The organism is Microcoleus sp. B4-C2 (assembly GCF_036705265.1).
In the GTDB taxonomy this organism is placed as follows: Bacteria; Cyanobacteriota; Cyanobacteriia; order Cyanobacteriales; family Microcoleaceae; genus Microcoleus.
Genome location: NZ_JAUBUB010000062.1, coordinates 14,227 through 39,960, shown reverse-complemented (window position 1 = coordinate 39,960; position 25,734 = coordinate 14,227). Strand labels below are relative to the sequence as shown.

The 25,734-nt window shown below is 47.1% G+C and carries 19 protein-coding genes and 1 riboswitch; of the genes, 10 read left to right on the top strand and 9 right to left on the bottom strand.

All coding sequences use genetic code 11. From position 1 onward, the window contains the following. Positions 1-3,411, top strand: a 3,411-nt coding sequence (locus QUB20_RS18285; protein ID WP_333291549.1) for a Calx-beta domain-containing protein, incomplete at its 5' end; no start/stop codon positions are given. Between the two features lie 257 nt (positions 3,412-3,668). On the opposite strand, the gene dprA is transcribed toward QUB20_RS18285, so the two are convergent. The 3 genes from dprA to QUB20_RS18270 all read right to left on the bottom strand — a co-directional run bounded on the left by dprA (position 3,669) and on the right by QUB20_RS18270 (position 6,601). Then, a complete protein-coding gene (gene dprA / locus QUB20_RS18280) occupies positions 3,669-4,820 on the bottom strand; it encodes a DNA-processing protein DprA (protein ID WP_333251370.1) in 1,152 nt (383 codons plus the stop codon). 352 nt (positions 4,821-5,172) lie between these two features. Continuing rightward, the gene (locus tag QUB20_RS18275) at positions 5,173-5,826 is read right to left on the bottom strand and encodes a YdcF family protein (RefSeq protein ID WP_333248470.1); all 654 of its coding nucleotides are present in this window, start codon (positions 5,824-5,826) and stop codon (positions 5,173-5,175) included. Between the two features lie 127 nt (positions 5,827-5,953). After that, positions 5,954-6,601, bottom strand: coding sequence for a DUF2301 domain-containing membrane protein (locus QUB20_RS18270; protein ID WP_333055172.1), 648 nt, complete (start codon positions 6,599-6,601; stop codon positions 5,954-5,956). A 79-nt stretch (positions 6,602-6,680) separates the two neighbouring features. On the opposite strand from QUB20_RS18270, the gene QUB20_RS18265 reads away from it, so the two are divergent. Then, the gene (locus QUB20_RS18265) at positions 6,681-7,358 is read left to right on the top strand and encodes a calcium-binding protein (RefSeq protein WP_333055173.1); all 678 of its coding nucleotides are present in this window, start codon (positions 6,681-6,683) and stop codon (positions 7,356-7,358) included. Between the two features lie 142 nt (positions 7,359-7,500). Here the strand turns inward: QUB20_RS18265 and QUB20_RS18260 are convergent, their stop codons facing one another. Beyond that, positions 7,501-8,256: a DUF561 domain-containing protein gene (locus QUB20_RS18260; RefSeq protein ID WP_333248472.1), complete on the bottom strand. Its 756-nt coding sequence runs from the start codon at positions 8,254-8,256 to the stop codon at positions 7,501-7,503. A gap of 81 nt (positions 8,257-8,337) precedes the next feature. Continuing rightward, positions 8,338-9,141: a creatininase family protein gene (locus QUB20_RS18255; RefSeq protein ID WP_333248474.1), complete on the bottom strand. Its 804-nt coding sequence runs from the start codon at positions 9,139-9,141 to the stop codon at positions 8,338-8,340. Between the two features lie 183 nt (positions 9,142-9,324). Here QUB20_RS18255 and QUB20_RS18250 point away from each other — a divergent pair, with 183 nt between their 5' ends. Together QUB20_RS18250 and QUB20_RS18245 are read left to right on the top strand one after the other, a co-directional pair. Then, on the top strand, positions 9,325-14,685 hold the full coding sequence (locus tag QUB20_RS18250) for a PAS domain S-box protein (protein ID WP_333248476.1): 5,361 nt from the start codon (positions 9,325-9,327) through the stop codon (positions 14,683-14,685). A gap of 9 nt (positions 14,686-14,694) precedes the next feature. Continuing rightward, complete coding sequence (locus QUB20_RS18245) at positions 14,695-14,928, top strand: hypothetical protein (protein ID WP_333291547.1); 234 nt, start codon at positions 14,695-14,697, stop codon at positions 14,926-14,928. Between the two features lie 142 nt (positions 14,929-15,070). Here QUB20_RS18245 and QUB20_RS18240 read toward each other — a convergent pair whose 3' ends face one another. Then, positions 15,071-15,382 (bottom strand): WGxxGxxG family protein, encoded by a 312-nt coding sequence (locus QUB20_RS18240; protein WP_333157431.1) that lies wholly within the window; start codon positions 15,380-15,382, stop codon positions 15,071-15,073. Positions 15,383-15,866: 484 nt separating this feature from the next. Here QUB20_RS18240 and QUB20_RS18235 point away from each other — a divergent pair, with 484 nt between their 5' ends. Further along, the gene (locus tag QUB20_RS18235; protein WP_333084286.1) at positions 15,867-16,511 is read left to right on the top strand and encodes a hypothetical protein; all 645 of its coding nucleotides are present in this window, start codon (positions 15,867-15,869) and stop codon (positions 16,509-16,511) included. A gap of 20 nt (positions 16,512-16,531) precedes the next feature. After that, entirely contained in the window at positions 16,532-17,281 is a 750-nt protein-coding gene (locus QUB20_RS18230) for a pentapeptide repeat-containing protein (protein WP_333248479.1), read from the top strand. Between the two features lie 385 nt (positions 17,282-17,666). On the opposite strand, the gene QUB20_RS18225 is transcribed toward QUB20_RS18230, so the two are convergent. Then, positions 17,667-18,194 carry a hypothetical protein gene (locus QUB20_RS18225; protein WP_333248481.1) on the bottom strand — a complete coding sequence of 176 codons (528 nt, stop codon included), beginning with the start codon at positions 18,192-18,194 and terminating at the stop codon, positions 17,667-17,669. A gap of 508 nt (positions 18,195-18,702) precedes the next feature. Between QUB20_RS18225 and pyrE the strand changes: the two genes are divergently transcribed. The 3 genes from pyrE (at position 18,703) to QUB20_RS18210 (ending at position 21,482) form a co-directional block, all read left to right on the top strand. After that, positions 18,703-19,278, top strand: coding sequence for an orotate phosphoribosyltransferase (pyrE, locus tag QUB20_RS18220; protein WP_333248483.1), 576 nt, complete (start codon positions 18,703-18,705; stop codon positions 19,276-19,278). Positions 19,279-19,392: 114 nt separating this feature from the next. After that, entirely contained in the window at positions 19,393-20,679 is a 1,287-nt protein-coding gene (dcm, locus tag QUB20_RS18215) for a DNA (cytosine-5-)-methyltransferase (RefSeq protein ID WP_333248485.1), read from the top strand. Between the two features lie 326 nt (positions 20,680-21,005). Then, positions 21,006-21,482: a hypothetical protein gene (locus tag QUB20_RS18210; protein ID WP_333248487.1), complete on the top strand. Its 477-nt coding sequence runs from the start codon at positions 21,006-21,008 to the stop codon at positions 21,480-21,482. 552 nt (positions 21,483-22,034) lie between these two features. Here the strand turns inward: QUB20_RS18210 and thiC are convergent. Beyond that, the gene (gene thiC / locus QUB20_RS18205; protein WP_333248489.1) at positions 22,035-23,408 is read right to left on the bottom strand and encodes a phosphomethylpyrimidine synthase ThiC; all 1,374 of its coding nucleotides are present in this window, start codon (positions 23,406-23,408) and stop codon (positions 22,035-22,037) included. A gap of 7 nt (positions 23,409-23,415) precedes the next feature. Further along, positions 23,416-23,512: riboswitch (TPP riboswitch) on the bottom strand. A 124-nt stretch (positions 23,513-23,636) separates the two neighbouring features. Between thiC and QUB20_RS18200 the strand changes: the two genes are divergently transcribed. Beyond that, positions 23,637-24,773, top strand: coding sequence for a DUF262 domain-containing protein (locus tag QUB20_RS18200; protein WP_333055193.1), 1,137 nt, complete (start codon positions 23,637-23,639; stop codon positions 24,771-24,773). Between the two features lie 201 nt (positions 24,774-24,974). On the opposite strand, the gene QUB20_RS18195 is transcribed toward QUB20_RS18200, so the two are convergent. Continuing rightward, on the bottom strand, positions 24,975-25,535 hold the full coding sequence (locus tag QUB20_RS18195; RefSeq protein WP_333248491.1) for a Uma2 family endonuclease: 561 nt from the start codon (positions 25,533-25,535) through the stop codon (positions 24,975-24,977). Positions 25,536-25,734: the final 199 nt, after the last annotated feature.

The following is a 25,734-nucleotide window of genomic DNA, read 5'->3' as shown; positions in this document are numbered from 1 at the left end:
CCGACAACTGGTACTCCCACACCGACGCCGACAACTGGTACTCCCACACCGACGCCGACAACTGGTACTCCCACACCGACGCCGACAACTGGTACTCCCACACCGACGCCGACAACTGGTACTCCCACACCGACGCCGACAACTGGTACTCCCACACCGACGCCGACAACTGGTACTCCCACACCGACGCCGACAACTGGTACTCCCACACCGACGCCGACAACTGGTACTCCCACACCAACGCCGACAACTGGTACTCCTACACCAACGCCGACAACTGAGACTCCCACACCAACGCCGACAACTGAGACTCCCACACCAACGCCGACAACTGAGACTCCTACACCAACGCCGACAACTGAGACTCCTACACCAACGCCGACAACTGGTACTACAGGAACCAGCAATCCAAACATATTCCCGATCGGATTACCGAACTCTAACGATCTACCTCAATCTGGCGGAACTGTCGATGGGATTCTTGGTATTCCCACGGTAAGTTTTTCCCCAGCTACTTACCAAGTCAATGAAAGTCGCACAGTAACCGTTCAGAAACAAATTACCCTCACTCGCACTGGGAATCTAAACACCTTTTCCACGGTGTGGCTAGAACCTCCTACTGGTTCAGCGAGTTTCGGAACTGATTGGAACTTTCCGCCCAATTTCTTTCCTGAACTCACATTTAACCCAGGCGAAAATACCAAAACTTTCACAATTAACGTTGTTCCGGATGGTCAATTTGAGGGAACAGAAGAAATTGCGTTTCGGATTACTAATCGGGATAATGCCATTATTGGCACCCAAAACACTGCTACCTTGCAAATTTTGGATGCTGAGGGGCCTCCTACAATTAATTTCTCCCCAGCTACTTACCAAGTCAATGAAAGTCCCACAGGCATCGTTCAGAAACAAATTACCCTCACTCGCACTGGGAATCTAAATACCTTTTCCCGGGTGTACCTAGAACGTCCTACTGGTTCAGCGACTTTCGGAACAGATTGGAACGTTCCGCCCAATTTCTCTCCTGAACTCACCTTTAACCCAGGCGAAAATACCAAAACTTTCACAATTGACATTTTTCCGGATGGTCAATTTGAAGGAACAGAAGAAATTGCGTTTCAGATTACTAATCGGGATAATGCCATTATTGGCCTCCAAAATACTGCTACCTTGCAAATTTTCGATGCTGAGGGGCCTCCTACAATTAATTTTTCCGAAGCTACTTACCAGGTCAATGAAAGTCGCACAGGAATCGTTCAGAAACAAATTACCCTCACTCGCACTGGGAATCTAAACAACTTTTCCAGGGTGTACCTAGAACTTCCTACTGGTTCAGCGACTTTCAGAACTGATTGGGACGTTCCGCCCAATTTCTCTGGTGAACTCACCTTTAACCCAGGCGAAAATACCAAAACTTTCACAATTGACATTTTACCGGATGCTCAATTTGAGGGAACAGAAGAAATTGCGTTTCGGATCACCAATCGGGATAATTCCATTATTGGCACCCAAAACACTGCCACTCTGAAAATTATCGATGCTGAATCTATACTCAACAACAACCCGCCGAAGTTGAATAATCCCATCAGCAATCAACGTGGTTCCAATCCCCGCGGCAACTTCAATTTGACTCTTGCTCCCGACACGTTTACTGATCCCGATCCAGGTGACAGCCTCACTTACTCGTACTCCATAACTCTAAACCCGAACTTCCTCCCCCCCGGGCTGACCTTCGACCCAAATACCGGCACCATCATTCCACCCGATTGGCTTAAGTTCGACCCGAATACGCTGACCTTTAGCGTGGATTTCGATGCGCCCAATGTCCCCCCATCATTCTCGTTGCCAATTACGGTGACAGCAACGGACAATGCCGGTGCCACTGCAAGCGACAATTTCAACCTGATCCGCGATAGCATTGGTGGCCTCGTAATTGATGGTTATATCTCCGGTGCAACTGTCTTCCTAGACGCCAACAAAAACGGCGTCCTCGATGCCAACGAACCATCCACTACCACTGACAGCAACGGTGAGTTTAATCTCAACATCCCCTTCGAGATTTTCGACACCAACAAAAACGGAGAAATCGACCCATCAGAAGGCAATCTAGTAGCCATAGGAGGCATTGACACCGCCACCGGCTTACCCCTAGAAACACCAGTCACCGCACCACCAGATTCTAGTGTAGTCACCCTCCTAACCAGCTTAGTCGCCGACTTAACCGACAAAGGAATTGAACCAGAAGAAGCGCAATCTTTAGTCAAAGCCGCCCTTTCTCTCCCCGCTGAAGTTGACCTAACTAGCTTAGATCCAATAGCAGCTACCAACAACAACGTACCGGGCGGCGTCCAAGTCTTAGCAGAAATGGTGAAAGTCCAAAACTTCATCACTCAAACTGCCGCTTTGATTGACGGTGCATCCAGTGCAGCTAGTCACGATATTGTCAAGGCTGTTGTCAGTTCAATCACGGCTCAAATTGAATCCGGTACAGTCTTAAACCTCAGCAATGCAGCAGCCTTAGAACCAATCATTCAGCAAGCAGCCACTAAAATCCAGCAAATAGACCCCAGTTTCAACTCTCAACAAGTCAGCCAAATTACATCGCAATCCGCGACAGTAATGGCAACAGCCAATCAGCGCATTGATGCCGCTGTCTCCAATCCAACAGGAACATCAATTCCTGAATCACTTGCGCGCCTCCAACAAGTAGCCTTGGGCCCAACAACTCAAGAATTCAAAGAAGTTGGTACAGGAAATAAACCAATTTCCCAGCTAGTTGCTGACAATACTGGTACTGCTTTAGATAGCAGAATTGAAGCTGTAGTATTGCCTGTTGGGATTGCAACTCCTGTTGTCAGCGGTGATGCTGATTTGGGCAGCAATTCCCCGGATGCAATTCTCGGTACAAATGGCGACGATATCCTGACGGGCGACAGCGGGAATAATGTGTTGATGGGCATGAGGGGCAATGATTCCCTCGATGGAGTTCTGGGGAATGACACTATTTTCGGTGGCAAAGGTAGCGATACAATCCTCGGAAGTAGCGGTGATGATGTCTTATTTGGCAACCGTGGTGCTGACTTTTTGAATGGCGATGATGGTAATGATATTCTTTACGGAGGTAAAGGAGATGATTTACTCAATGGCGGTTTGGGAATTGATACTTTGGTAGGAGGAAGGGGAGTAGATAATTTCCTACTCTCTACCAATTCCGGTACTGATACGATTACTGATTTTGAAGTCGGTCAAGACTTGTTAGTATTGGGTAATGGGTTGAGTTTCTCGCAATTGGCTATTGTCCAAGATAGCGGTTCGACTTTAATCCGGTTTGCACAAACAGGGGAGATTTTAGCTTCTCTCAGTGGTGTTTCTGCTAGCAGTATTAGTGCTGCTAATTTCGGATTGCTTTAAGAGCGATTTGGATTCAAGCACTTGTTCTAATAGTCCGGCAGATCCCCCCTAGCCCCCCTTAATAAGGGGGGGACAAGAGTATTCAAAGTCAACCCCTACTCCCCTTATTAAGGGGGATTTAGGGGGATCGAGACTTAAACACTAATCAGAAATACAGAGTCTTCTCTTCAATCCGCGCAGGCAGATTTTGTCTGTGAAGACGCGGTTTCAACCGCCGAGTATCTGTATAAAATGCGGATTTAATCTAACATTCCAAATCAGCATCGCTGATATCGCATTCCCGGTAACTGCGAAACTAATCCCAACAATTCCAACTGCAAAAGTATACTAGAAACTGTTCCCGCTTCTAATCCCGCTGCTTCCACAATTACATCAAAAGAAATCGGCCCAGATACGATCGCACTTAACACCTTAGCCAATTCTGGCTCCAACGGCGGCCCTTGCTTCTCAACCGTCGGATTTGGAGGAAATAGCGACAACTGCTCGGCTCTATCCAATTTTGGCATAGCTCCGAGCATTTCCAACAGCCTGTCTTCGCTTAACAGTCGATCGCTATTTGGCAGAATTGGATGAGCACCTTTACTCAGCAATTCCAAACATCCAAAAGAACGCTCATCATCCAATCTGCCCGTCAAAACATACACATCCCGGCAAAAATCATTAGCTTGATAAGCAGTAATTAAAGCACCCGATTTATGCGGAGCTTCTATCACGATTGTAGCGCGACTTAAGCCAGCAATTATGCGATTTCGGCGCGGAAAATTAGTTTTATTCGGTTGAGTACCCGCCGGATATTCACTAATTACCAATCCCTGCTGCAAAATGCGATCGCACAACCTCTCATTTTGTTTAGGATATACAATATCTACTCCCGTCCCCACCACTCCGAAAGTCCTTCCTCCCGCCTCCAAACAGCCTGTATGAGCCTCTGTATCAATGCCTGCAGCCAATCCCGAAACCACAGTAAAACCGCTTCTAGCTAAAGCCGTACTAATTTTGCGAGTCCACCTTCTGCCGTATTCCGTTGGGCTGCGAGTACCAACCATTGCCACCGTCGGCGTAATTCCTTGATTCTCTTTGCGCTCGACATTACCGCGATAATACAACACTGGTGGCGGATTGGGAATTTCCAATAATAAGCGGGGATAATCTGAATCGGCGGGCGTCCAAAAACTGGGATTTTTTATAAGATGTTTTTCGAGAAATTCTTCAGGATTAAGTTTAGTTCGTTCTTGGGAAATTGTTTCAATTATCTGCTTACCAAACCCTTCGACTCGCATGAAATCTACTGGTTTTGCCGTCCAAGCTTCTGCCAAACTATTGAAATTTTGGTGCAATCTTTGCAACAAAATCGGCCCGATACCGTTAATTTGCGACCATGCCAACCAGTAAGCGCGTTCTTCTACCAAGGAGTTACCCTCAACTTATATGAAAATAATTTTATCATTTTTGGTTGAATATATAGAAATCCTAAATCATTTGTAAATTTCTTACTCTCTCCCCGAACCCGCGGGGAGGGTTGGGGTGGGGCAAAAAAATACTACTCCTGCAAAGATTGCTATAAATATTTTTTACGAACCGCGAAGGCGCTAAGAAGGCGAAGGGAATTAAGAGGGAGGTTGACAATTACTGGCTAAGGATCGCGAATTAAATAACTTACAATTTTAATTGTTATTGTGGGATGGGCGTCCCGCCCGTCCTTTTTGGACGGGCGGGACGCCCATCCCACTTTCAAGAGTGGAAGTTATTTAATTCTCATTCCTAAGCTTTCCAATCAACGAAACGCACGTAAATATAACCAATAATTTCTCCGATCACAGTCCGAAAACCTTCGCTCGATTTCCACCATTCTTGGGGATTGTAATCTTGCGGTTCAGCAGCTATAATCCCGACTTTAATGTCAGGATTCAGCACTTCTTTGAAAATAATCCAACTTCTGCGGGCGTGAGGGCCAAAAGAATAAAGATTAATTGACTCAACTTTTATGGCAGAAGCACCTAGCCAATCCTGAAGTGCGATCGCAGAAGCAGCAGTGCGGTGTTTGAGAACACTCGCTGCTGGTACTGCTACTACTTTGTTTTTATCAAATCCTAGCGCAATACAAGTCGCGGCAGCTAGTTCGGCATAATTTTTATATTCAGCAAGATAGTAGCCTTTACTTAAAGGAACTCCTGTGGTAACTAATTGGCGGTATTCGCCTTTTTTGAATTCGGCGATCGCACTTTCGATCGCATAATCCGGCAACCAGCCTTCGACAACCAATATATCTGCTTTAATCGGCGCATTTACCGCCAAAAATGGATGGATATTTGTGAGAATTAAGATCATTGCAATTATTAATCCCATCAGAGCAATTACCCAGCCTTCCCTGGTAACTGCCCACATTTCTCGGCGGCGGATTAGACGAATTCTCATTTTAACTCGATCTAGATGTTTTCAGGTATGGAGGCAGATTCGGCGAGACTGGGGAAGAGGGAAATAGTGGGAAAGTGATAGAATTTCCCAATACCCCATGCCCCATTCCCAATGCCCCATTCCCAAATTATTGGTGTTTCAGATACTCAAAAACGCTTTTATCCCCGATATCCTGCGGCATTGGTTGAAAAAACTTACGCACAGCAAAGATGATAAACAAAGCCGCCCAAACGGCCAGCAAAAATTGTTCATTTTCTGCTGACAAAAATCCGAAAATATGTCCTAAAATTAATAGAGGGACTCCCGGAGTCAAAAACTTAGTTTCGAGGCGATTAAAGCAGAATGCTTCCTTAAAATAAATGCCATTTAAGGCTGCAAAAGTAAAGCCAATTCCCCACAACGTGGCGGGATGTTCGTACACTGCTAAAGCTAGAGGTTGGCTGCTTTGTAGGGCGACAAACAATGCTGCCGCGCCGCCGATCGCCCAAAACGCCTGTAGTGTGCGGTGCAGCGCAATCATGTAAATGTGAATAGTTGCCAAGCTGACGCCTAAAGCTATCCAGAAACAAGCAAAAACAGGCGTTACAGCTTGGATTGCCATCGGGTTGTCGCCCTGTTGCAGCACCAGAGTAGTGCCGATCGCAAAACACAGCGCCGCCACCCCCAATCCGGCGCGGTAAATCAACACTCCCGTGCGATCGTTTTGAGTAATCGTAAACTCGCCGAATTGTCCTTGATAGACTGGCGATTCATCAGGTGATTTCAGTAGTTGCATTACAGCTTCCTCCTATCAGACACAATGTACTTCTGCCAAGATATACTTTATTGATAAACCGAGCCAGCGAGACCGAGCGATGCCTAAATTTAACAAGCCTAAACTTAACCAGCCTAAAGTTAACAAATCTAAAGTTAACAAATCTAAAGTGGACGATCGCCCAGAGCAAAGCCAATCCCTTCCTTCACAATCCGAACTTCCTCCAGTTCAGCTTGATGAAACCATTGTAGCAGGCAGAAGACCGAAACCGGTCAACGACTTTCAGAGGCTGCTGGAGGAATTATCCGAATTGAGAGCGGGGTTCGATCCAGAAATGTTAGCGCATCTCGATGAAAATCTCCCATTTAATACCAAGCAATTTGAAACTAAAATCAGTAAAATTTTGGGGTCAAAAAATATTGATTTCAGCCTAAAAAATTCCGTCAAATATCTAGAGTACATCAAGCAAAATATTCAACTACCCTGCCACGTTACCGGCATAGAAGAGTTTGAATGGGAAGAAGAATATACAATGGGTTCCGGCAGCAAAAAAGAATATGCACGGCTCAAAAAAACTCAACCTTCTTATACTGATAGATTCACAATTAATCGGTTGGAGGATTTGGTGCTTCAGGAAGAAGGCATATTTGTGGAAGTGCAGCGCGTCAGCGATCGCCAAAAGTTTATGTTGCCTTTATCAGAGTTAGAATCCGTTGATGTAATCTCCCGAAACAATCAGTTATTAGATGATTATGCCGTGTGGTTTATCAATTATTAAGGAAGAGTGGAAAAGTGAAAGAGTGGGGGAGTGGAAGAGGCGAAGACTGGGAGAAGGGGAAGAGCGAGGGATGGGAAAAATCTTCCTTCTTCCTTCTTCCTTCTTCCTTCTTCCTTCTTCCTTCTTCCTTCTTCCTTCTTAATTAAATGGAAGCCGGCAAGTGCGATCGCGAAACCAAAGCCAAAGCTTCAACCAAACTGCGAACAGCCGCAATCATCGCCACTTCGCTATTAAGTTGGCTGACAGCAGAACCGACACCAACACCTGCAGCACCGGCTCCAATAGCGAGGGGTGCGGTGACGCTGGAGATACCGGAAGCGCAGAGTACGGGGATGGATACGGCGCGGGAAATTTCAAAAGCGGAGGCCAAAGTAGGCGCTGCTTTTTCAATTAATCCCAAGGTGCCAGCGTGAATTGGTTGAGCGCTAGTGCCACCTTCGGTTTGGATGATGTTAGCCCCAGCTTTGACTAATTCAATTGCTAATTGCACTTGTTTGTCGAGTGTCAAAATGTGGGGAACTGTCACAGAAAGAGTGATGTTTGGAAATAGCGATCGAGTTTCGCGAGTCAACTGCAAAACTTCCTCAGCTTCAAAGCGGCGGCCTTCTGCGTAGAAAGCATCAAAGTTACCAATTTCAATCAAATCAGCGCCAGCTTCTACCGCAGGCACAAACTTTTCCGGTTCCACGGCAGATACACAAATTGGCAAACTTGTCAACTGTTTTGCCATCAATACCAAATCGCGATCGGCAGCAATATCAACAAAGGAAGCACCGCCGAGATCCGCTGCTTTGACGACAGCAGCAACGTTGGCGGCATCAAAATTATTTAAACCGCTGATAATTTTCAGGGCGCGACCTTGCTCAAAAGCGCGCTGCAATTTAGAATTTACACTCATCGTTAGTTTTCCAACTCAAAAAATTTCTTAGACTCATTTTGACACAAATTAGAAGAATTTTTGATTTTTAATTCTTAATTTTTAGTTACTACGAGGCTGTCGAAATTTGTAAACATCTTTGATAACTTGTGCCCAGCCGTCAGAGAGAGATTCGAGAATACGAGAGCCCTTTTCTTTCGTCGCCGCCGTCGCATCGCCCAACACACCGCTTTCAGTCAACTCTCGCGTCAGCCAAGCAAAAGGCAAATTCCCTTCCATACTCAGCAAACTGTCTGTTGGTAAACCCTGCGGGTACTCGCAAACGGCCAGTTCCATTTTCACCTGTTCGGGCAAAATTGCCAACATCAAACTCGTTTCTGCATCACCCGCGTGAATCCCCAACTCCAACTCCTTGGCAGTTAATAATTCAGCAGCCACATTAGGAACGCGCCAAACAAACAGCGGAAAAACCGAAAAATCCTGATATTTTTGATGAATATCCCGCGCCGCAATTTCCATCACCTGTGGCTGTCCGCCGTGACCATTCATTAACACTAATTTCCGAAAGCCAGCCTGATAAATACTGTCTGCAATTTCACTGATTACTACTAAAAGCGTCTGAGCATTGAGCATAATTGTACCGGGAAAATGGCAGTGTTCGTTCGACTTGCCATAGTACAAAGGTGGCAAAGCATAGGCGGGAATATTTGCCTCTAACTTTGCCAGGGCTTTGCCTGTAACTGCCGCGCTAATTGCCGCATCTACAATTAAAGGCAAATGAGGGCCGTGCTGTTCGATCGCACCTAGCGGCAGAATTATCACAGTATTTTCCTTATCCGGCATAGACTGAATTTCTGTCCAAGTCAGATAGGGAAAAAAGCGTGATTCTGGAATAAAATTGTGCATATTGTGGCGGCAAGAGCAGAGGCAACCAAGGCAATCAACTAGCCGGAAAACTAAAAAGTAATTTCCAAGATAGCTCACATATTCTGTATGTGGGTAGATAATATAGAAATATAGCAGATGCTTTAACAGCGTGGTGATAGACGCTCGCCAGCTCAGACCGAAAGACCTAGAGATGACTAATTGATGGAAGCTTGGCAAACCCCACAAACTAATTTAACCGACATTCCGATCGCCGATGAACTGTCGCGCCGCATCCCTCGATCGCACGATCAAAAAGCAGAAAACCGAGCGCTGCAAACGCTGGCTCGACAATTGGCAACCTCACCCCACACGCTGCTCAAAACACTGGTTGCGATCGCTAAAGATTTGTGCGACGCAGGAAGCGTCGGAGTCTGCTTGCTAGAAGAAAATGCAAATTCCGAACAAATATTTCGCTGGGAAGCCTTCGCGGGAGCGTGGGAAGCAGCAGAACACAGAAACACACCCCGCACATTGCGTTTGTCGGGAGCGGGTCTCGATCGCCAAACTCCCCAGCTTTACTTCGCTCCAGAACAATACTTCACCGACTTACAGCAGCTAGTAGAATTGCCGATCGCCGAAGCCTTAGTCGTGCCACTGCAAGCAGAAAATCAACCGCTGGGGGCAATATGGATTGTATCTCACGAGGACGATCGCCAATTCGATGCCGAAGACTTGCAGATTGCGATCACCCTAGCAGACTTTGCCGTTGCCGCCGTACAAATTGATCGCGCTAATAAAACCAAAGAAGCTTTGTTCGATCGCCAAGAACGCTGGCAGCTAGCCTGTGCCGGCAACAACGACGGGATTTGGGATTACAACCTGCAAACCAATAGCCAGATTCTGAGCGATCGGTGTTTAGAGATTTTGGAACGTCGGCCCGAAGAAGTCAAGGACTTCAGCCAATTTTTGAGCTACATTCATCCCGATGATTTGGAGATAATGCAAAGCAATTGGCAGCAGCACTTGCATCGAGAAACCTCACATTACTGCTGCGAGTACCGCGTTGGCTGTCCCGACGGGCGCGAAAAATGGGTTTTAGCCAGAGGGCGAGCAATTTGGGATGAGTCAGGCAATCCCCTGCGGGCAGTAGGTTCCCTGACAGATATCACGGATCGCAAACAAACTGAAATTGCCTTAAAACAAAGCGAAGAACGTTTGAGCGTCGCCATCGAAGGCTCAGGCATGGCAACCTGGGATTTAGACGTGCGAACAAATCGAGTAATTTGGTCGGCGACCCATTTCAGAATTTTGGGCTGCGAACCACTACCAGACGGCGAAGTAAGCGTAGCTGTGTGGCAAAACTGCGTGCATCCAGACGACTTAAAGGAAGTCCTGCAAGCAGCCAAAACAGCTCGGCAAACGAGATCGCTCTACTCCCCCGAATACCGGATCATCCGGGCAGACACACGAGAAATCCGCTGGTTGAGCGCGTTCGGGCGCTATCTCTACGACGCGGCAGGCGAAGCAGTGCGGTTTATCGGAGTATTATTTGATGCTACCGATCGCAAAAAAGCCGAACTCGCCCTGCAACAGAGCGAGCAAACCGTGCGCCGTCAACTTGTAGAGATAGAGTCGCTCTACCAAACAACTCCCGTGGGTTTGGCCGTTTTAGACAAAGATTTGCGGTTCGTGCGGATCAACCAGCGGTTTGCCCAAATGAACGGCTTGGCCGTAGAAAAGCACATCGGCCACACCCTGCGCGAAATTGTCCCCGACTGGGCAGACACAGCCGAACCTTTGTTGGGCCACCTTCTACACACCGGAGAACCGATCCGGAATTTTGAACTCACGGGTGAAACCAGGGCTCAACCCGCTGTTGTTCGCACTTGGCTCCAGAATTGGTGGCCGCTCAGAGACAGGGGCCCAGAGATTGTCGGGATTCATATCGTGGTACAGGAAATTACCGCTCGCAAAATGGCGGAACTCGCCTTGCAAGAAAGCTACAACCGTTTCCAATTAGCTACAAGGGCGATCGACGGCATGGTGTTTGAGTGGGATTTGGCAGCAAACTCAGTTTACCGTTCCGAGGGACTGTGCTCGATCGTTGGTGTCTACCCAGAGGATGCAACGGCAACAGCAGAGTGGTGGAGAGAACGCATCCATCCCGTCGATTTGGCACGCATCCAAGGCGGGGGGCAATCAATCTTGACTATTCCCGATCGCTATGAAATCGAGTACCGAGTCCGGCACCAAGACGGGCGCTGGATCGATGTTTCGGAACGAGGCTGTTTGATCCGCAACCAGCAAGGTGAAGCGACCAAAATAGTCGGCTTCACCAGCAACATTACCCCGCGCAAACAAGCAGAAGCAGCACTGTGCGATCGTGAAACCCACCTGCAGTTGATTCTCGACAGCGCCAAAGACTACGCCATCTTCACCCTCGACATCGGCGGACACATTACCAGTTGGAACGCAGGGGCCCAGAGATTGCTGGGCTATTCCGAAGCTGAAATCGTCGGGCAGCACGGACGCATCATCTTCACCCCAGAAGACTCTGCTGCCCGAAAGCCGGAAGCAGAAATGCACATCGCCCTGACTCAGGGAAAGGCAGAAAACGAGCGCTGGCACCTCCGCAAAGACGGCAGCAGCTTGTGGGGCAGCGGGCTGGTGATGCCCCTGCGCGACGCAGACGGCGAGGTGCAAGGTTTCCTGAAAATTATGCAGGACAAAACCGAGCGCCGGCAAATAGAAGAAGCACTGCGGCAAAGCGAAAATCTCTACCGCACCCTCGCCGATGGCGTCCCGGAATTAATGTGGATCAACACCGCCGACGGCAGGTTAGAGTTTTGCAACCAACACTGGAAAACCTATACAGGCATCAAGCCAGCAAAATTGCCGATGCCTGCGCCGGTGCTGCAATTATTTCATCCTGATGATCTGCCAACAGTTGTCGGTACCCGTACCAAGGCTATTGAAGCAGGGGAAGCCTACGAATTCGAGTGTCGGGTACGCAGGTTTGATGGTAATTACCGCTGGCATCTAGCGCGACTTGTGCCCGTCAAAAACAGGAAGGGACAGGTGGTGCAATGGGCTGGTATCGGCATTGATATTGACGATCGCAAACGAGCCGAAGAAAGCTTAGCAGAAAGCGACCGCCGCTTCCGCTTCCTGGCTGAGTCGCTGCCCCACCTGATTTGGAACGTAAGCTCAGCCGGGGAAATTCGCTTTACCAATAAACAAAGATGGTCGGAATATCTGGGAATGTCTTACGAGGAAGCCGCTCAAAGCAATTGGGAATCCCTAGTCCCGCCCTCGGATTTGGCAGAATCTTGGGCCCGCTGGGAAGAATGTCTAATCAGCGGAGAAGTTTATCAAATGGAGCTGCGCCTGCGGCGGGCAGTAGACCAGATGGAACGCTGGCATTTGTCCCGCGCCGTGCCAATTCGCGACGCAGCCGGCAAGATTGTCGAGTGGATCGGCACAAACACCGATATTCACGATCGCAAACAAGCCCAACTCAACGAGCAGTTTCTCTCCGATCTCGAAGCCCGCTTGCGACAGCGCTTCAACCCCACAGAAATGTTGTGGGAAGCGATGAACAGTCTGGGAGAATATTTAAAGGTCGATCGCTGCATCTGGCACCAAATCGATTTAGAAGCCGATCGGGCAATTGTCCGCCAAGACTGGCACCAGTCCGACCTTGCCAGCACCGTCGGCACCTATGAAATCTCAGACTTTAAGACGCCAGAACTGAAAGCTCTGTCTATGGCAGGTCAAACCCTTGTCATCTCAGATATCGCTAATTACCCCCATACAGCGCATTTATTCGATAACTACGGTGCCGTGTCGATTCGCGCTTTGGTCGATGTTCCCTGCCTTCAGGAAGGGCGCTGGGTGGCTCTTTTGGTGGTGACATCCAAGGTGGTTCGGCACTGGCGGCCCGATGAAGTTTGGCTGATGCAAGAAGTGGTGGCTCGCCTCTGGACGGTGATCCTGCACGCGCGAGCTCTGCATGAGCTGCACGAAAGCGAGGCTCGGTTCCGCGCTCTAGCTGACAACATCGCTCAGTTGGCTTGGATGACAGATGCTGCTGGGGCGATTTTCTGGTATAACCAGCGCTGGTTTGACTACACCGGCACCACCATAGAAGAAATGCTAGGCTGGGGCTGGCAAAAGGTGCACCACCCGGAACACCTCGATCGCGTTGTGGAAAAATTTAGGCGCTGCCTTGAAACAGCCGAACTCTGGGAAGATACTTTCCCCTTGCGCGGCAAAGACGGATCGTACCGCTGGTTTCTCTCCCGCGCCGTGCCGATTCGCGACGAGCAAGGCCAGGTGCTGCGCTGGTGTGGCACTAACACTGACATTACCGATCGCAAAGTTGCAGAAGCGGAACGGGAACGCCTTCTAGCACGGGAAAAGGCAGCGCGGGAAGAGGCAGAACGCGCTAACCGCGTCAAAGACGAATTTTTGGCTGTTTTGTCCCACGAATTGCGGACTCCCTTAAACCCGATTATGGGCTGGGCGAAGCTGCTGCAATCGAATCTTCTGACACCGGAAAAGCAGCGTTATGCCTTGGAGACGATCGAGCGCAACGCCAAACTACAAACCCAGCTTATCGAAGATTTGCTCGACGTGTCGGGGATTCTGCAAGGCAAGGTTAGCTTGAATATTGCACCTGTGGATTTAGCCGAGGTCATCGGCGCTGCTATTGAAACGGTGCGTCTGGCGGCCCAAGTCAAGTCGATTCAAATCACCACTCAATTTGCACCGGATCTGGGCCCGGTGTTGGGCGATGCGGGCAGACTTCAGCAGGTAGTCTGGAATTTGCTGTCAAATGCCGTCAAGTTCACCCCGCCGTCGGGCAAAATCCAAGTCGTTCTCGATCGGGTTGACACTAAGGCCCAAATTACTGTAACTGATACGGGAAAAGGTATCGAACCTGATTTTCTGCCCTATGTATTCGACTACTTCCGGCAAGCTGACAGCTCGATGACGCGCAAGTTTGGCGGATTGGGTTTAGGATTGGCGATCGTCCGCCATCTCGTCGAACTCCACGGCGGCACAGTGAAATCCGACAGTCCCGGCGAAGGAAAAGGTGCAACCTTGACCGTCAGGATACCTCTGATGCCAGTGCAATCTCAGACAAGTCCTGCGGGAACTTCGTCGCCGAACGAATCCTTCAATTTGAGCGGTATCAGCGTGTTAGCGGTGGATGATGATGCCGATGCGCTAGATTTAGTGGTTTTTCTGCTTGAGGAGTGTGGGGCAAGTGTTACAGCAGTTGCTAACGCGGCCGATGCCTTGGCGGTTTTAACTGAGTCTGTGCCGGATTTGCTGTTGAGCGATATTGGAATGCCCGATACTGACGGTTATATGTTGATGCGACAGGTTCGGGCTCTGGCGCCCGACAAAGGGGGACGGATTCCGGCGATCGCCCTCACGGCTTATGCTGGAGAGATTGACTATCAGCAGGCCCTGGCTGCGGGGTTCTGGCGCCACATTGCTAAGCCTTTAGACCCCGACAAGTTGGTGCAGGCGATTTGGGAGGTACTCGATCGATCGGGCAAAAACCTTATTTAAAGTCTTTTTGTGTCTGAAAAGTCTTTATTTAATGAACCGCGAAGACGCAAAGAACGCAAAGGAAGAAGGGAAGAAGATAGGAAGAAGTTAATAATCTCAATTCCGCTTATATCTGAGATATTGCACCATTGTCAGGAACAGGCTTTCCGGCCTGTTCCACAAAAAGTGAATTTTCTTGTGGAACAGGCCGGAAAGCCTGTTCATAAAAATCTGATTGACAATGGTACAATATTTCAGATGTAACCAATTTTATTGTCGATCGATCGCGCATCATCTCCAATAAAAAAACCCCACAGATGGAGGTTTTTTGATGATTATTGGTACTGATCGGACAGGTTAAAACATCCTGTCCCTGCATGATGCCCACAGCCCTAAGACTCAATTCTTAGCGGTAGTCAGTACGCACGGCGGGCTCGCGTTCACTCGTTGTACTTGTATAGCGGACATTTTCTTCACGTTTGCGGGGAATCAAACCCAACAAACCAGACAAGCCTAGCAGTCCCAACCATCCCCAATCAAAATCGCGATCGGTCTCAGCATTGTAGACATCGGAGCGAGGAGTGGTGGTGGTTGTAGTGTTGTTAGTACCGCCAGTTGTATCTGTTTGAGCTGAAGCAGGCAGATGAGCTGGTGCTATGGCTAACCCAGCAGCTATAATACCTGCACCGATTGCTTTGGATAAATCAGAACGTTTCATAATTCAAATGCTCTCTGTTGGCTAAAATCTTTAACTATCAAAACTATATCGATTGGCTTTTAAAGTTAAATCCATCTCTAGCGGTAAACATTGCTAAGTTCCACGTATAACTACAGATTGATATCAAATTTTTAGCAGGCGCACAAAATTAAAAATTGCTCGCAGAGGCACTCCGACACTAGAAATAGCGGGTCTGACCGAAAGCATCCAGGATACCCGCCACGTGATTCATTCCGAAAGCAGACTCAGGACCGGTGAAATAAAAAACCTATATCCGATGAAACTTGCCGAACGTATTTATCTCGCGCAAGTCAATGCTTCAATCTAAAACCTAAAATCTAAAATCTAAAATCGATTGACACCTCACCCGGTTGTGAGGCAGTGCGGCACTCTCGACAATAGACAAGGTGTTGTTGACAAAAAAAGGTAAACTCAGATATTGCACAGATAAGTGTTGGAACTCGATCGACGGAGATCAAAACTTTTGGGAATAGAGTTACGCAGCTACGTATTTCTAGACAACTTGCAGCCACAGCACGCAGCATACATCGGCACAGTCGCGGCCGGATTCTTGCCACTGCCGGGGGATGCGTCGCTGTGGATAGAAATCTCGCCCGGTATCGAAATTAACCGAATTACCGATGTCGCCCTCAAATCTGCCTCCGTGCGCCCAGGAGTGCAGATAGTCGAACGCTTGTACGGCCTTCTGGAAGTACACTCGAGTCAGCAGGGGGAAACGCGGGCAGCAGGTAAAGCCATTCTAGAATTCATCGGAGTCCGCAGAGAAGAATGTATCAAACCGCGAGTGATTTCCAGTCAAATTATTCGCAATATTGATGCCCACCAAACACAATTAATCAACCGCACCCGCCGCGGACAGTTGCTGCTGGCGGGACAAACGCTTTACGTCTTAGAAGTAGAACCGGCGGCCTATGCAGCGCTGGCGGCCAATGAAGCAGAAAAAGGCGCATCTATTAACATCTTAGAGGTTCAGGCTGTAGGTAGTTTCGGACGGCTTTACCTCGGCGGCGCAGAACGAGATATTATAGCAGGTTCCCAGGCAGCAATTGCGGCGGTGGAAAGCGTGACGGGTCGAGAAAATCCAGCAATTTTTGGTCGCAAGGAATAGCCGTTAAAGGAGAAGCAATTATGGCAAATACACAGCATTTAGCGCTGTTAAAAAAAGGTGCAGTTAGTTGGATTGAATGGAGAAATCTCAACCCAAATATAGAACCGGATCTCAGTGAAGCTAACCTCGCGGAAGCAAATCTCAGAGGTGCGTATCTTTGGCGATCGAACCTTTTTAAAACAGACTTGTTTAAGGCTAAATTAATTGCGGCAAACCTCGCAGAATCCAACCTCAGTTTAGCAAATCTTGCTGGAGCGCAACTGCTGGAAACTAATTTAATTAAAGCTAATTTAACTGGCACTAACCTCCAAGCGGCTGACTTCAGAGGATCTGATTTGAGCGGTGCTAATTTAATTGGGGCTGACCTCACCGCTGCCAATCTCCAACAAACCGATTTGGGTGATGCGAATTTAATCGGTGCGGTGATGTTTCGAGTTAATGCGATGGGCGCGAACCTCAACTGTGCTAATCTCAGTCAAGCCAATCTCACTCACGCCGAATTGATTGAAGCACATTGCTATGCAGCCAATTTCTCTAAAGCTAACCTCGCAGAAGCTCACTTCACTGCAGCATATCTTTTCCGGGCAAATCTCTGTTTTGCACAGTTGAGCGCGGCAGATTTCCGGTGGACAAACCTTGGCAAAGCTGATTTGAGAGGGGCTAATTTGACTGGGGCAAATCTCCGAGGAGCGAACTTGGCGGGAGCTAATTTGGGCGAAGCTATTTTGAAAGGAACAATCATGCCTGATGGCAGCATTGTTTCATCATAAGTCTGAGCAACGGAGGACACGGCATTGCCGTTTCCCTACCCCAAAATAATCGATGGCGCTCGCGAGAGATGTAACTATCGCCCGATTAATTGCAGGAAACGGCATTGCCCATTGGTGTCAACAAACACGTTAAACCGATATTCCGACAGGGGTTGAAACCCCTGCCTCAAAGCTGAAGTCCTCTAAAAGAGGACTAAGGAATTATTCAGTCCTCTTTGAGAGGACTTTCGCTATTAGACAGGGAATTCATTCCCTGGCGGACTGCCGGGTAGGCGGGAGGACTAGCGGACGAAAAGCTTAATTTGACACGCCTGGGGCATTGCCGTGTCCTGACTGTGGGTAATATTAATTAGGATGCAACCGGAAACTTATACCGAACTGGCAGTTAATTTCTACCAGGGGGCGATACTTGATAAAGTCCTCTAACGGGCCCTGGATCGCTCGGTGAATTTTGCTGCTGCGTTGGAAGTGTAAACTGATCTTGGAGTCCGCCGGGAGTAGGGAAACAGCCGCTTGGTTGAGGTCCTAGCTGACAAGCTGCAGGCAGTGCCATGATTGAGGCATCGAAGGGATTGACGGCATCTGGGACGCGGAGAATCGGGTCGCTGGAAACTTGCCGCTGCATGACTCGTCGGTAAAGGCCGTTGAGGCGACTAGCATCCCGCTCGATTTCTTTTTCGGGAAAGGCAACGACGCCGCTGGGGGAACCGATGCCTAAATAGTCGCCCAAGTAACCTTGCAAGCTGAGGTTGTGGTAAAAGTCTCCTGAAGCTTCAAAGTATTGTCGGTTGAAGTCGTCGGCAATCGGGTGAAATCGCTCTGTTTGTGCTTGAACTGGTTTGACGTATGCCATTGCGGCAGAGGCGACAGCGAGAATCAACGCGCCGCTCAGGCTTTTTAATTTTTGACTCATATATTTGGGCCTCCTTAATTAATTCCGATTCCAATTTGACACTCCCTGACCTAAAGGACAGGGATTCTTAATTCAGCGACTGACCTTAAAATGTTGCGTCCTTTCGGCAATCCTTAAACTTTTCAACCGTGCAATTGCACCAATTGACGAGCTTAACTCACAACCACCCCAGAGGGTCTATCTCCAAAAGCGTACTAGGGTACGAACCTAGAGTTCGGGTGTGCCCCACCCTACTTGATTGAAACAAATTATTGATTTTCTGGTGGGTGAGAATGCGTTGATTCCCCAGCTCTGTTTTACAAGGTTTTCGCTACCCTTCTTTTTGCTTTTAAAAAGCTTTCAGGTTCGAGGGTGCCGACTAAAAGCCGCTTCACAACCGCCCACCTTGGGAATTACAACCATGTCTATTCTATCAAAAAGCCGTCAAGCGAAGGACGGGATTTTCAACCCAATTTTTTGATAAACTGATTATCGACGGATTATTTGTGTTTTTTACACGGTGTGAGTTATGAATGCTGCGGATTTAAAGGTGTTGCGCGATCGACTTCTAGATTTGTTGTGCGAGTTTGCCTATCGCGAAGGCGATTTTATGCTGTCTTCGGGGCAGAAAAGTTCTTATTACATTAACTGCAAACCGGTGACGCTGCACGCTGAAGGTGCTTTGGCAACGGGACGTTTGTTGTTGTCGATGCTGTCGTCGGATGTCCAAGCTGTGGGCGGTTTGACTTTGGGTGCTGACCCGATTGTAACTGCTGTGAGTGTGGTTTCGGCTCTGGAAGGTCGATCGATTCCGGCGCTAATTGTCAGAAAGGAGACGAAGGGACACGGGACAATGGCCTATATTGAGGGGCCGCTGTTGCCAGAGGGGACGAATGTGGCGGTTTTGGAGGATGTGGTGACGACGGGTAAGTCGGCGATGCAGGCGGTGGAAAGGCTGCGGGCGGCTGGTTATAAGGTCGATCGTATTTTGTCGCTGATTGACAGGGAGCAAGGTGGTGCCGAGTTTTATCAATCTGTTGGATTGGACTTTGAAACAGTTTTTACGATTAACGATCTGCAAAAGTGGATGGCTAGCAAAAAATAGGCAAAAGTGCGATTCCCCTCGTTACCAGGTTCTACCTGGTAACGCAGATGCTTTCGCTCTGCCTCATGTTAAAAATGGTGCAAGATATCAATCTTAACCACCCAGTTTAAGGCTATGCCAAAAATCCGTTTTATTGACTTATTCTCAGGAATAGGCGGCATGAGATTAGCGTTTGAATCCGCCGCTCGTTCCTTGAATCTGCAAACAGAATGCGTATTAAGCAGCGAAATCAACCCCGACGCTCAGTTAGTTTACCAGAAAAACTTTGCCGACACACCTTTAGGCGACATCCGATTAATTGACAAACTGCCTGAACATGAAATTTTACTAGCAGGATTTCCCTGCCAATCTTTCTCCTATGCTGGCAAAAAAGAGGGATTTGGAGACACCAGAGGCACCCTATTTTTTGAGATTGCAAGGTTAATTGATACCTTTAAACCTCAAGCATTTATTTTCGAGAACGTGCGGGGGCTTGTCAGCCACGACGGCGGCAGAACCCTCGAAACTATTAAGGGCGAAATTAAAAGCCGAGGTTACAGCTTCGATTATTTCTTGCTTAACAGCTCTAACTTTAGCTTACCTCAGAACCGTGTCCGAGTTTACCTAGTAGGAATTTTAAATGCTTCGCCCCAATTTAAGCTAATTTCCGACTTAGGCCCAAAAGATTCGCATTCCTCTAGTCATCAACAGCTATCGTTCTTTTCCCCGTTAAGTCAACCTGTCACAGTTGCAGATATTTTGGAAGACAATCCAGATCCAAAATATGATTGTTCGCCAGAATTTGTTAATGCCTTGAAACAAATAGTTAACAATGATTTCAGTCGCTTGCACGGTAGGCGGCTAATTGACTATCGCGGTGGCAATTCGATTCATTCTTGGGAACTGGGTTTGCGAGGCGAGTGCAGTTTAGACGAAATTGAATTAATGAATCTTTTTATATTGAAAAGGCGCAATAAAGAATTTGGAGCTAACCAAGATGGCAAGCTATTAACTAAAGAGCAAATAGCTACTTTTTTTGCTCATCCCAATCTCGATGAAATCCTGGATTCCTTGGTTACAAAAAAGTACATGCAACGGAACAACAATCAATACAAACCTGTCTCCGGTAACTTTTCCTTTGAAGTATATAAATTTCTCGATCCGCAGAAAATTTCTGTAACAATTGTTGCCAGTGATGCTAATAGATTAGGGGTTTACTATCATAACCGAGTCCGCAGGATTACTCCCCGCGAAGCAGCGCGGTTACAAGGTTTTTCCGATAGTTTTATTTTGCATCCTAATGATGATAAAGCTTATCATCAACTAGGTAATAGTGTAAGTATTAATGTAGTTAAAGCTGTTGCTCTAGAAGTTATCCAGAATGTTTTGTACTCTACCAAACAAAAAGTTAGCGCCCGGTGAATTGGGAAGGGTGGGCGGAGTGTTTCCGCTCACCCTAGCAACTAGCTTTGCGCTACAGGTTCCTTAGCCAAAAAATTATCTAATTCCGCCAAAGCATCGGCATCAAGGTTAGATCGGTGTTTTATGGGGTGGGATTAGAAACTATGTCTGCTCTAATTTTATCAAAATCAGCTCAGGCACTTGGAGGACAAGGGAAAATAAAGTTTTCGGTGCTAAACAAGCGCAAGCTTTCAGGTTCAGAATCTATACCAATCGGCTGATTTTAGCAGAGCGAAATTATAACCTGAGTGAGATATTAACTAGAGAAGATTGTTTTAATATGTTAGATGACGACGCAAGGAGAAGCAGTAATGATTTTACCTGCATCTATTAAAGAGAAATGGAAACTACTGGCAACAGCCTTTATTTTTCCTCTGACACTAATTGGTGTTGGCATTCAGCCACAACCGATTCAAGCACAACAAAATCCATCGAAGACTAATGTTGCTGCCTTGCCAGATGGTATTTACCTGTACGGAGATTCGCCACAGCCCAACCAAGTTCTTCAAAACTATATCGTGTTTCAACGCCAGGACGATCGCGTCGTTGGTGCAATCTACGCGCCGCGATCGGACTTTGCGTGCTTCACTGGTAAAATTGAGGGAAATACATTGTACGGGAAGGCAATCTCAGCCGGAAAAATTCAAACACTTGAAATCAATACTCAGCTAACCAATCTGCATTCTATTCGCAAAATTAGCTCAAACGATCGCCGCATTCTTTCAATGTGCCAAGATACAGCGCAAGTTAACATACCCAGGTAAATCTTTTACCAAGAAATTGGGTCTAAAGCCCCGTCATAAGCTTGACGGCTTTAATTAATTATCAACTTTTGTTAATTGTTTTCTTGAACTTTTTTGCATTGTGTTCATTGTAGAGTACAATAACTAGACTACAGGTAGAATAACCGCCGATACACATGAGACACCACGCTCAAACGACTGGTCGGAAAACAATAATGGTTAGTGGGTGGCGAAAACCACGAAAAACATAGCTGGGCTAACTAATGTAAGCCAAAATCAGAGACTAAACTTTTTATTTCTAAAATGTACTGTGTGCCCCACAGAAACAAGAGAAGCAATTCTCGAAAGCTTGGGGAGACAAACCCTCGCGAGGCTATCTAAATTAAGCTCGATATTTGGTTCTTTTGAACGGATACCTGGTTTAAACACTGCCGCAAGGATAGATAGTTTTAAGGTATGTCGCAGAACCAAGAATCCCCTCGCCTTCAGGCAGGGGAGTGTCAACTAGCTAAAATGGTGCATGAGGCTGGCGGTGCGTTACACGGCGTTAACGCACCCTACGAATTAATCCAATTAGCTTTGGGCTACAGGTTCCTTAGCCAAAAACTTCTCTAATTCTGTCAAAGCATCGGCATCAACCTTAGTCTGCATCGGACAGAACTTAGGCCCGCACATTGAACAGAATTCAGCAGTTTTGTAGATATCCGCTGGCAAAGTTTCGTCGTGATATTCCTTTGCCCGTTCTGGATCTAATGACAGCTCAAATTGACGGTTCCAATCGAAATTGTAACGCGCTTTCGAGAGTTCATCATCGCGATCGCGCGCACCCGGACGACCCCGTGCAATATCTGCAGCGTGAGCCGCGATTTTGTAAGCAATCAGCCCGTTTCGGACATCCTCAGCATTCGGCAATCCTAAGTGTTCCTTCGGCGTCACGTAACACAGCATTGCAGTACCGTACCAACCAGCCATCGCCGCCCCAATTGCTGAGGTAATGTGGTCGTATCCAGGCGCAATATCTGTCACCAACGGCCCTAAAACATAGAAGGGTGCTTCGGAACATTCCTCCATTTGTTTTTTGACATTAAACTCAATTTGATCCATCGGAACGTGGCCTGGGCCTTCCACCATTACCTGCACATTATGTTCCCAAGCTTTGCGAGTTAATTGTCCCAAAGTTTTGAGTTCAGCTAATTGAGCCTCGTCAGAAGCATCGTGAGTGCAACCGGGGCGCAGAGAATCTCCCAAACTAAACGAAACATCGTATTTTTTGAAGATTTCAATGATGTCGTTAAAGTGAGTGTAGAGGGGATTTTGTTTGTGGTGATGCAGCATCCACCGCGCCAAAATACCGCCGCCGCGAGAGACAATCCCAGTTAGTCGATTTTTTACCAACGGCAAATGCTCAATCAAAATTCCGGCGTGAATTGTTTGGTAATCAACACCTTGTTGAGCGTGTTTGTCAATGATGTGAAGAAAGTCATTGGGCGTCAGACTTTCCATATTACCATGAACGCTTTCTAGTGCTTGGTAAATTGGTACAGTACCGATCGGCACTGGTGAAGCTTTGATAATCGTAGTGCGGATTTCATCCAAGTTGCCGCCACCGGTGGACAAGTCCATCACGGTATCAGCGCCGTATTTCACTGCTAGTTTAAGCTTGTCAACTTCTTCTTCCATATTGGAAGAGTTGGGAGATGCACCGATATTAGCATTGACTTTGCATTTAGACGCAATACCGATCGCCATCGGTTCCAAATTCGGGTGATTGATATTAGCGGGAATAATCATCCGTCCCCGCGCTACTTCCGCGCGGATCAGTTCTGGCGGGAGATTCTCTCGCTTAGCAACAAAGTGCATTTCCTCAGTAATTACACCTTGGCGGGCGTAGTGCATTTGAGATACATTGCTTTGGCCCTGACGCTTAGCGATCCATTCGGTACGCATATTTAATTTCCTTGATAAACAGCTTCCCTCCGCTGGTATTACCCAGACTCAGGTTCTAAGGGTGTTTTCTCAGCCCGGATATTCGGGCACCCCTAGCTAAGCTGTTGATTGTATCACCGATTTCTGTGCGCCACGGCAGCAACTAAGGAAATCTTAATATTGAGAGATAGATGAGGGGAGCGATCGGTCTATAATATCTAATAACTCAGGCAGAAAGGAAGCTACAAGATGAATACATTTGAGTCAAACAGTGAGCCATCTTCCCCCAACGATCTAGGGGATGAGGAACAGGAAAACGATATTCAGGATAGCGGGGAAGATGATAGCGCGGAAGATGAGGAAGACATTATTCCCTCCAGATTCTCCCTAGCAGTTGATCGAAGAGATTTTGATGTAGAGGGTCTAGTTAGACGCCTGGAAAGCGAAGACGTATTTATTCCCGACTTCCAGCGTGCTTATGTCTGGAAACCAAAACAAGCATCGCGTTTTATAGAATCACTCTTGCTTGGTCTTCCAGTTCCCGGCATCTTTCTAGCAAGAGAGCGAGATACAAAAAAACTGCTGGTGATTGATGGTCAGCAAAGATTACGTAGCCTTTTATATTTCTACAAAGGCAAGTTTCCTAACAGTCGGCAGTCGTTTGCTCTGAAAGGGGTTCATACAGAATTTGAGAGAGAGACATATAAATCACTGAAAGACCCATACAGACGCCAATTAGATGACTCGCTTGTATCCGCTACAATTGTAGAGCCACTTTCTCAAGGCGAGGACAGTAGTATTTATTATATCTTTGAAAGGCTAAATACCGGAGGTACTATCCTTAAACCGCAGGAAATTCGTGCTTGCATCTATCACGGCGAACTCAATAATTTGCTAGGGCAACTCAATCAAAACCCAGCGTGGCGTGACATATTTGGTCTCCCAGATAAAAACGGGAAAGATCGAGAACTTATTTTGCGATTCCTGGCTTTTTACTTCGAGGGCAACGATTATAAGCCTTCTCTAAAAGAATTTCTAAATCAATACATGAGGCAAAATAGACACCTTGCCCGCCAATCGGAAGAACAAATAATAAACGCATTTATCCCAACGATTGAAGCGATCCATAAAGGTCTTGGTAACAAAGCTTTTAAACCTCAAAAAATATTGATACCTACTTACTTTGAAGCTGTAATGGTGGTTATTGCCCGCAGGTTAGAACAAGGCAAAATTAATAATCTTGAACAACTGGGAGAACGCTATAAATCACTTATAGAAGATGAGAATTTCAGTGGAGTCGCTCAAAAAATACGTAATCTTACTAGCGCCGATAATGTTAGGGATAGGTTAAAATTTGCGTCCAATTATTTAGGAGATTTGGAATAGTAAGTGTTGCAGAAAAGTAGCGTTAATTATGATTATAGATTCCTGTGTTTCAGCTCTAACCTCTCGCTATAAATGAGCCACAAATTCTCTATAAGTGCAAGACAGCAGTTGATTGCCCACCTAATAGAACTTGCGCTGATTTGGGCTGTTAAATATATTGTAAGGTAAGATAGCAGTATGTTTGCGAGTGGCGCGATCGCCCTAACCCAATATAAAATCAACGCTCACTTCAAATTCGGGAAAAGCCAGCGGCGCAACTTGTTGACCGCGCCAAAACTTGAGCATTAAACTATAACCGTTCGGGGCTGGCTGACGGTAGACTTCCACACAATTTTCAACTAAATCTACCAGCCAAACTTCCTGAATGAGCGATCGCGCGTAAATCGATCCTTTCACATCTCTATCATAATCAACCGTACTATCTGAAACCTCAACTAACAGCAAAACTTCAGACGGTATTGGATGGGCTGTGGCGTAGTAATCAGCGCGAGGTTGCAGCAATACAACATCCGGTTGAGGTTCAGTGCGCTCAGTCAACTGGATAGGGTCTTGGACACCCAAAATAGCAAGATTTTGTGGAATCACGCTAAAACTGCGGATCAGTCGTCGCACACAACTTGCATGACGAGTTCCAATTGCAGCCATTTTAACGATCTCTCCTTCTATGAGTTCTACCCGATCGCCCTCCGAGAGAATACCAACCTCAGTCATTAAATGATATTCTTTTACTGTAAATAACCTTTTTTGAAGTTGAACAGACATATAACTATTCTCCTTGTTTGCAGCTTACCTAAATTTACCATAAAAAAAAACGCCCCAAACAGAGCGGAAAAAAGAGGAAAAATTTAGATAAGAATCCTTAGACAAAAAGCATTTAAATGCCCGCTATCAAGTCTCGTTAAATACTCGTCAACAACGGGAGGGATGCACCTATAAATTTTGAACAACCGGATTGGGACTG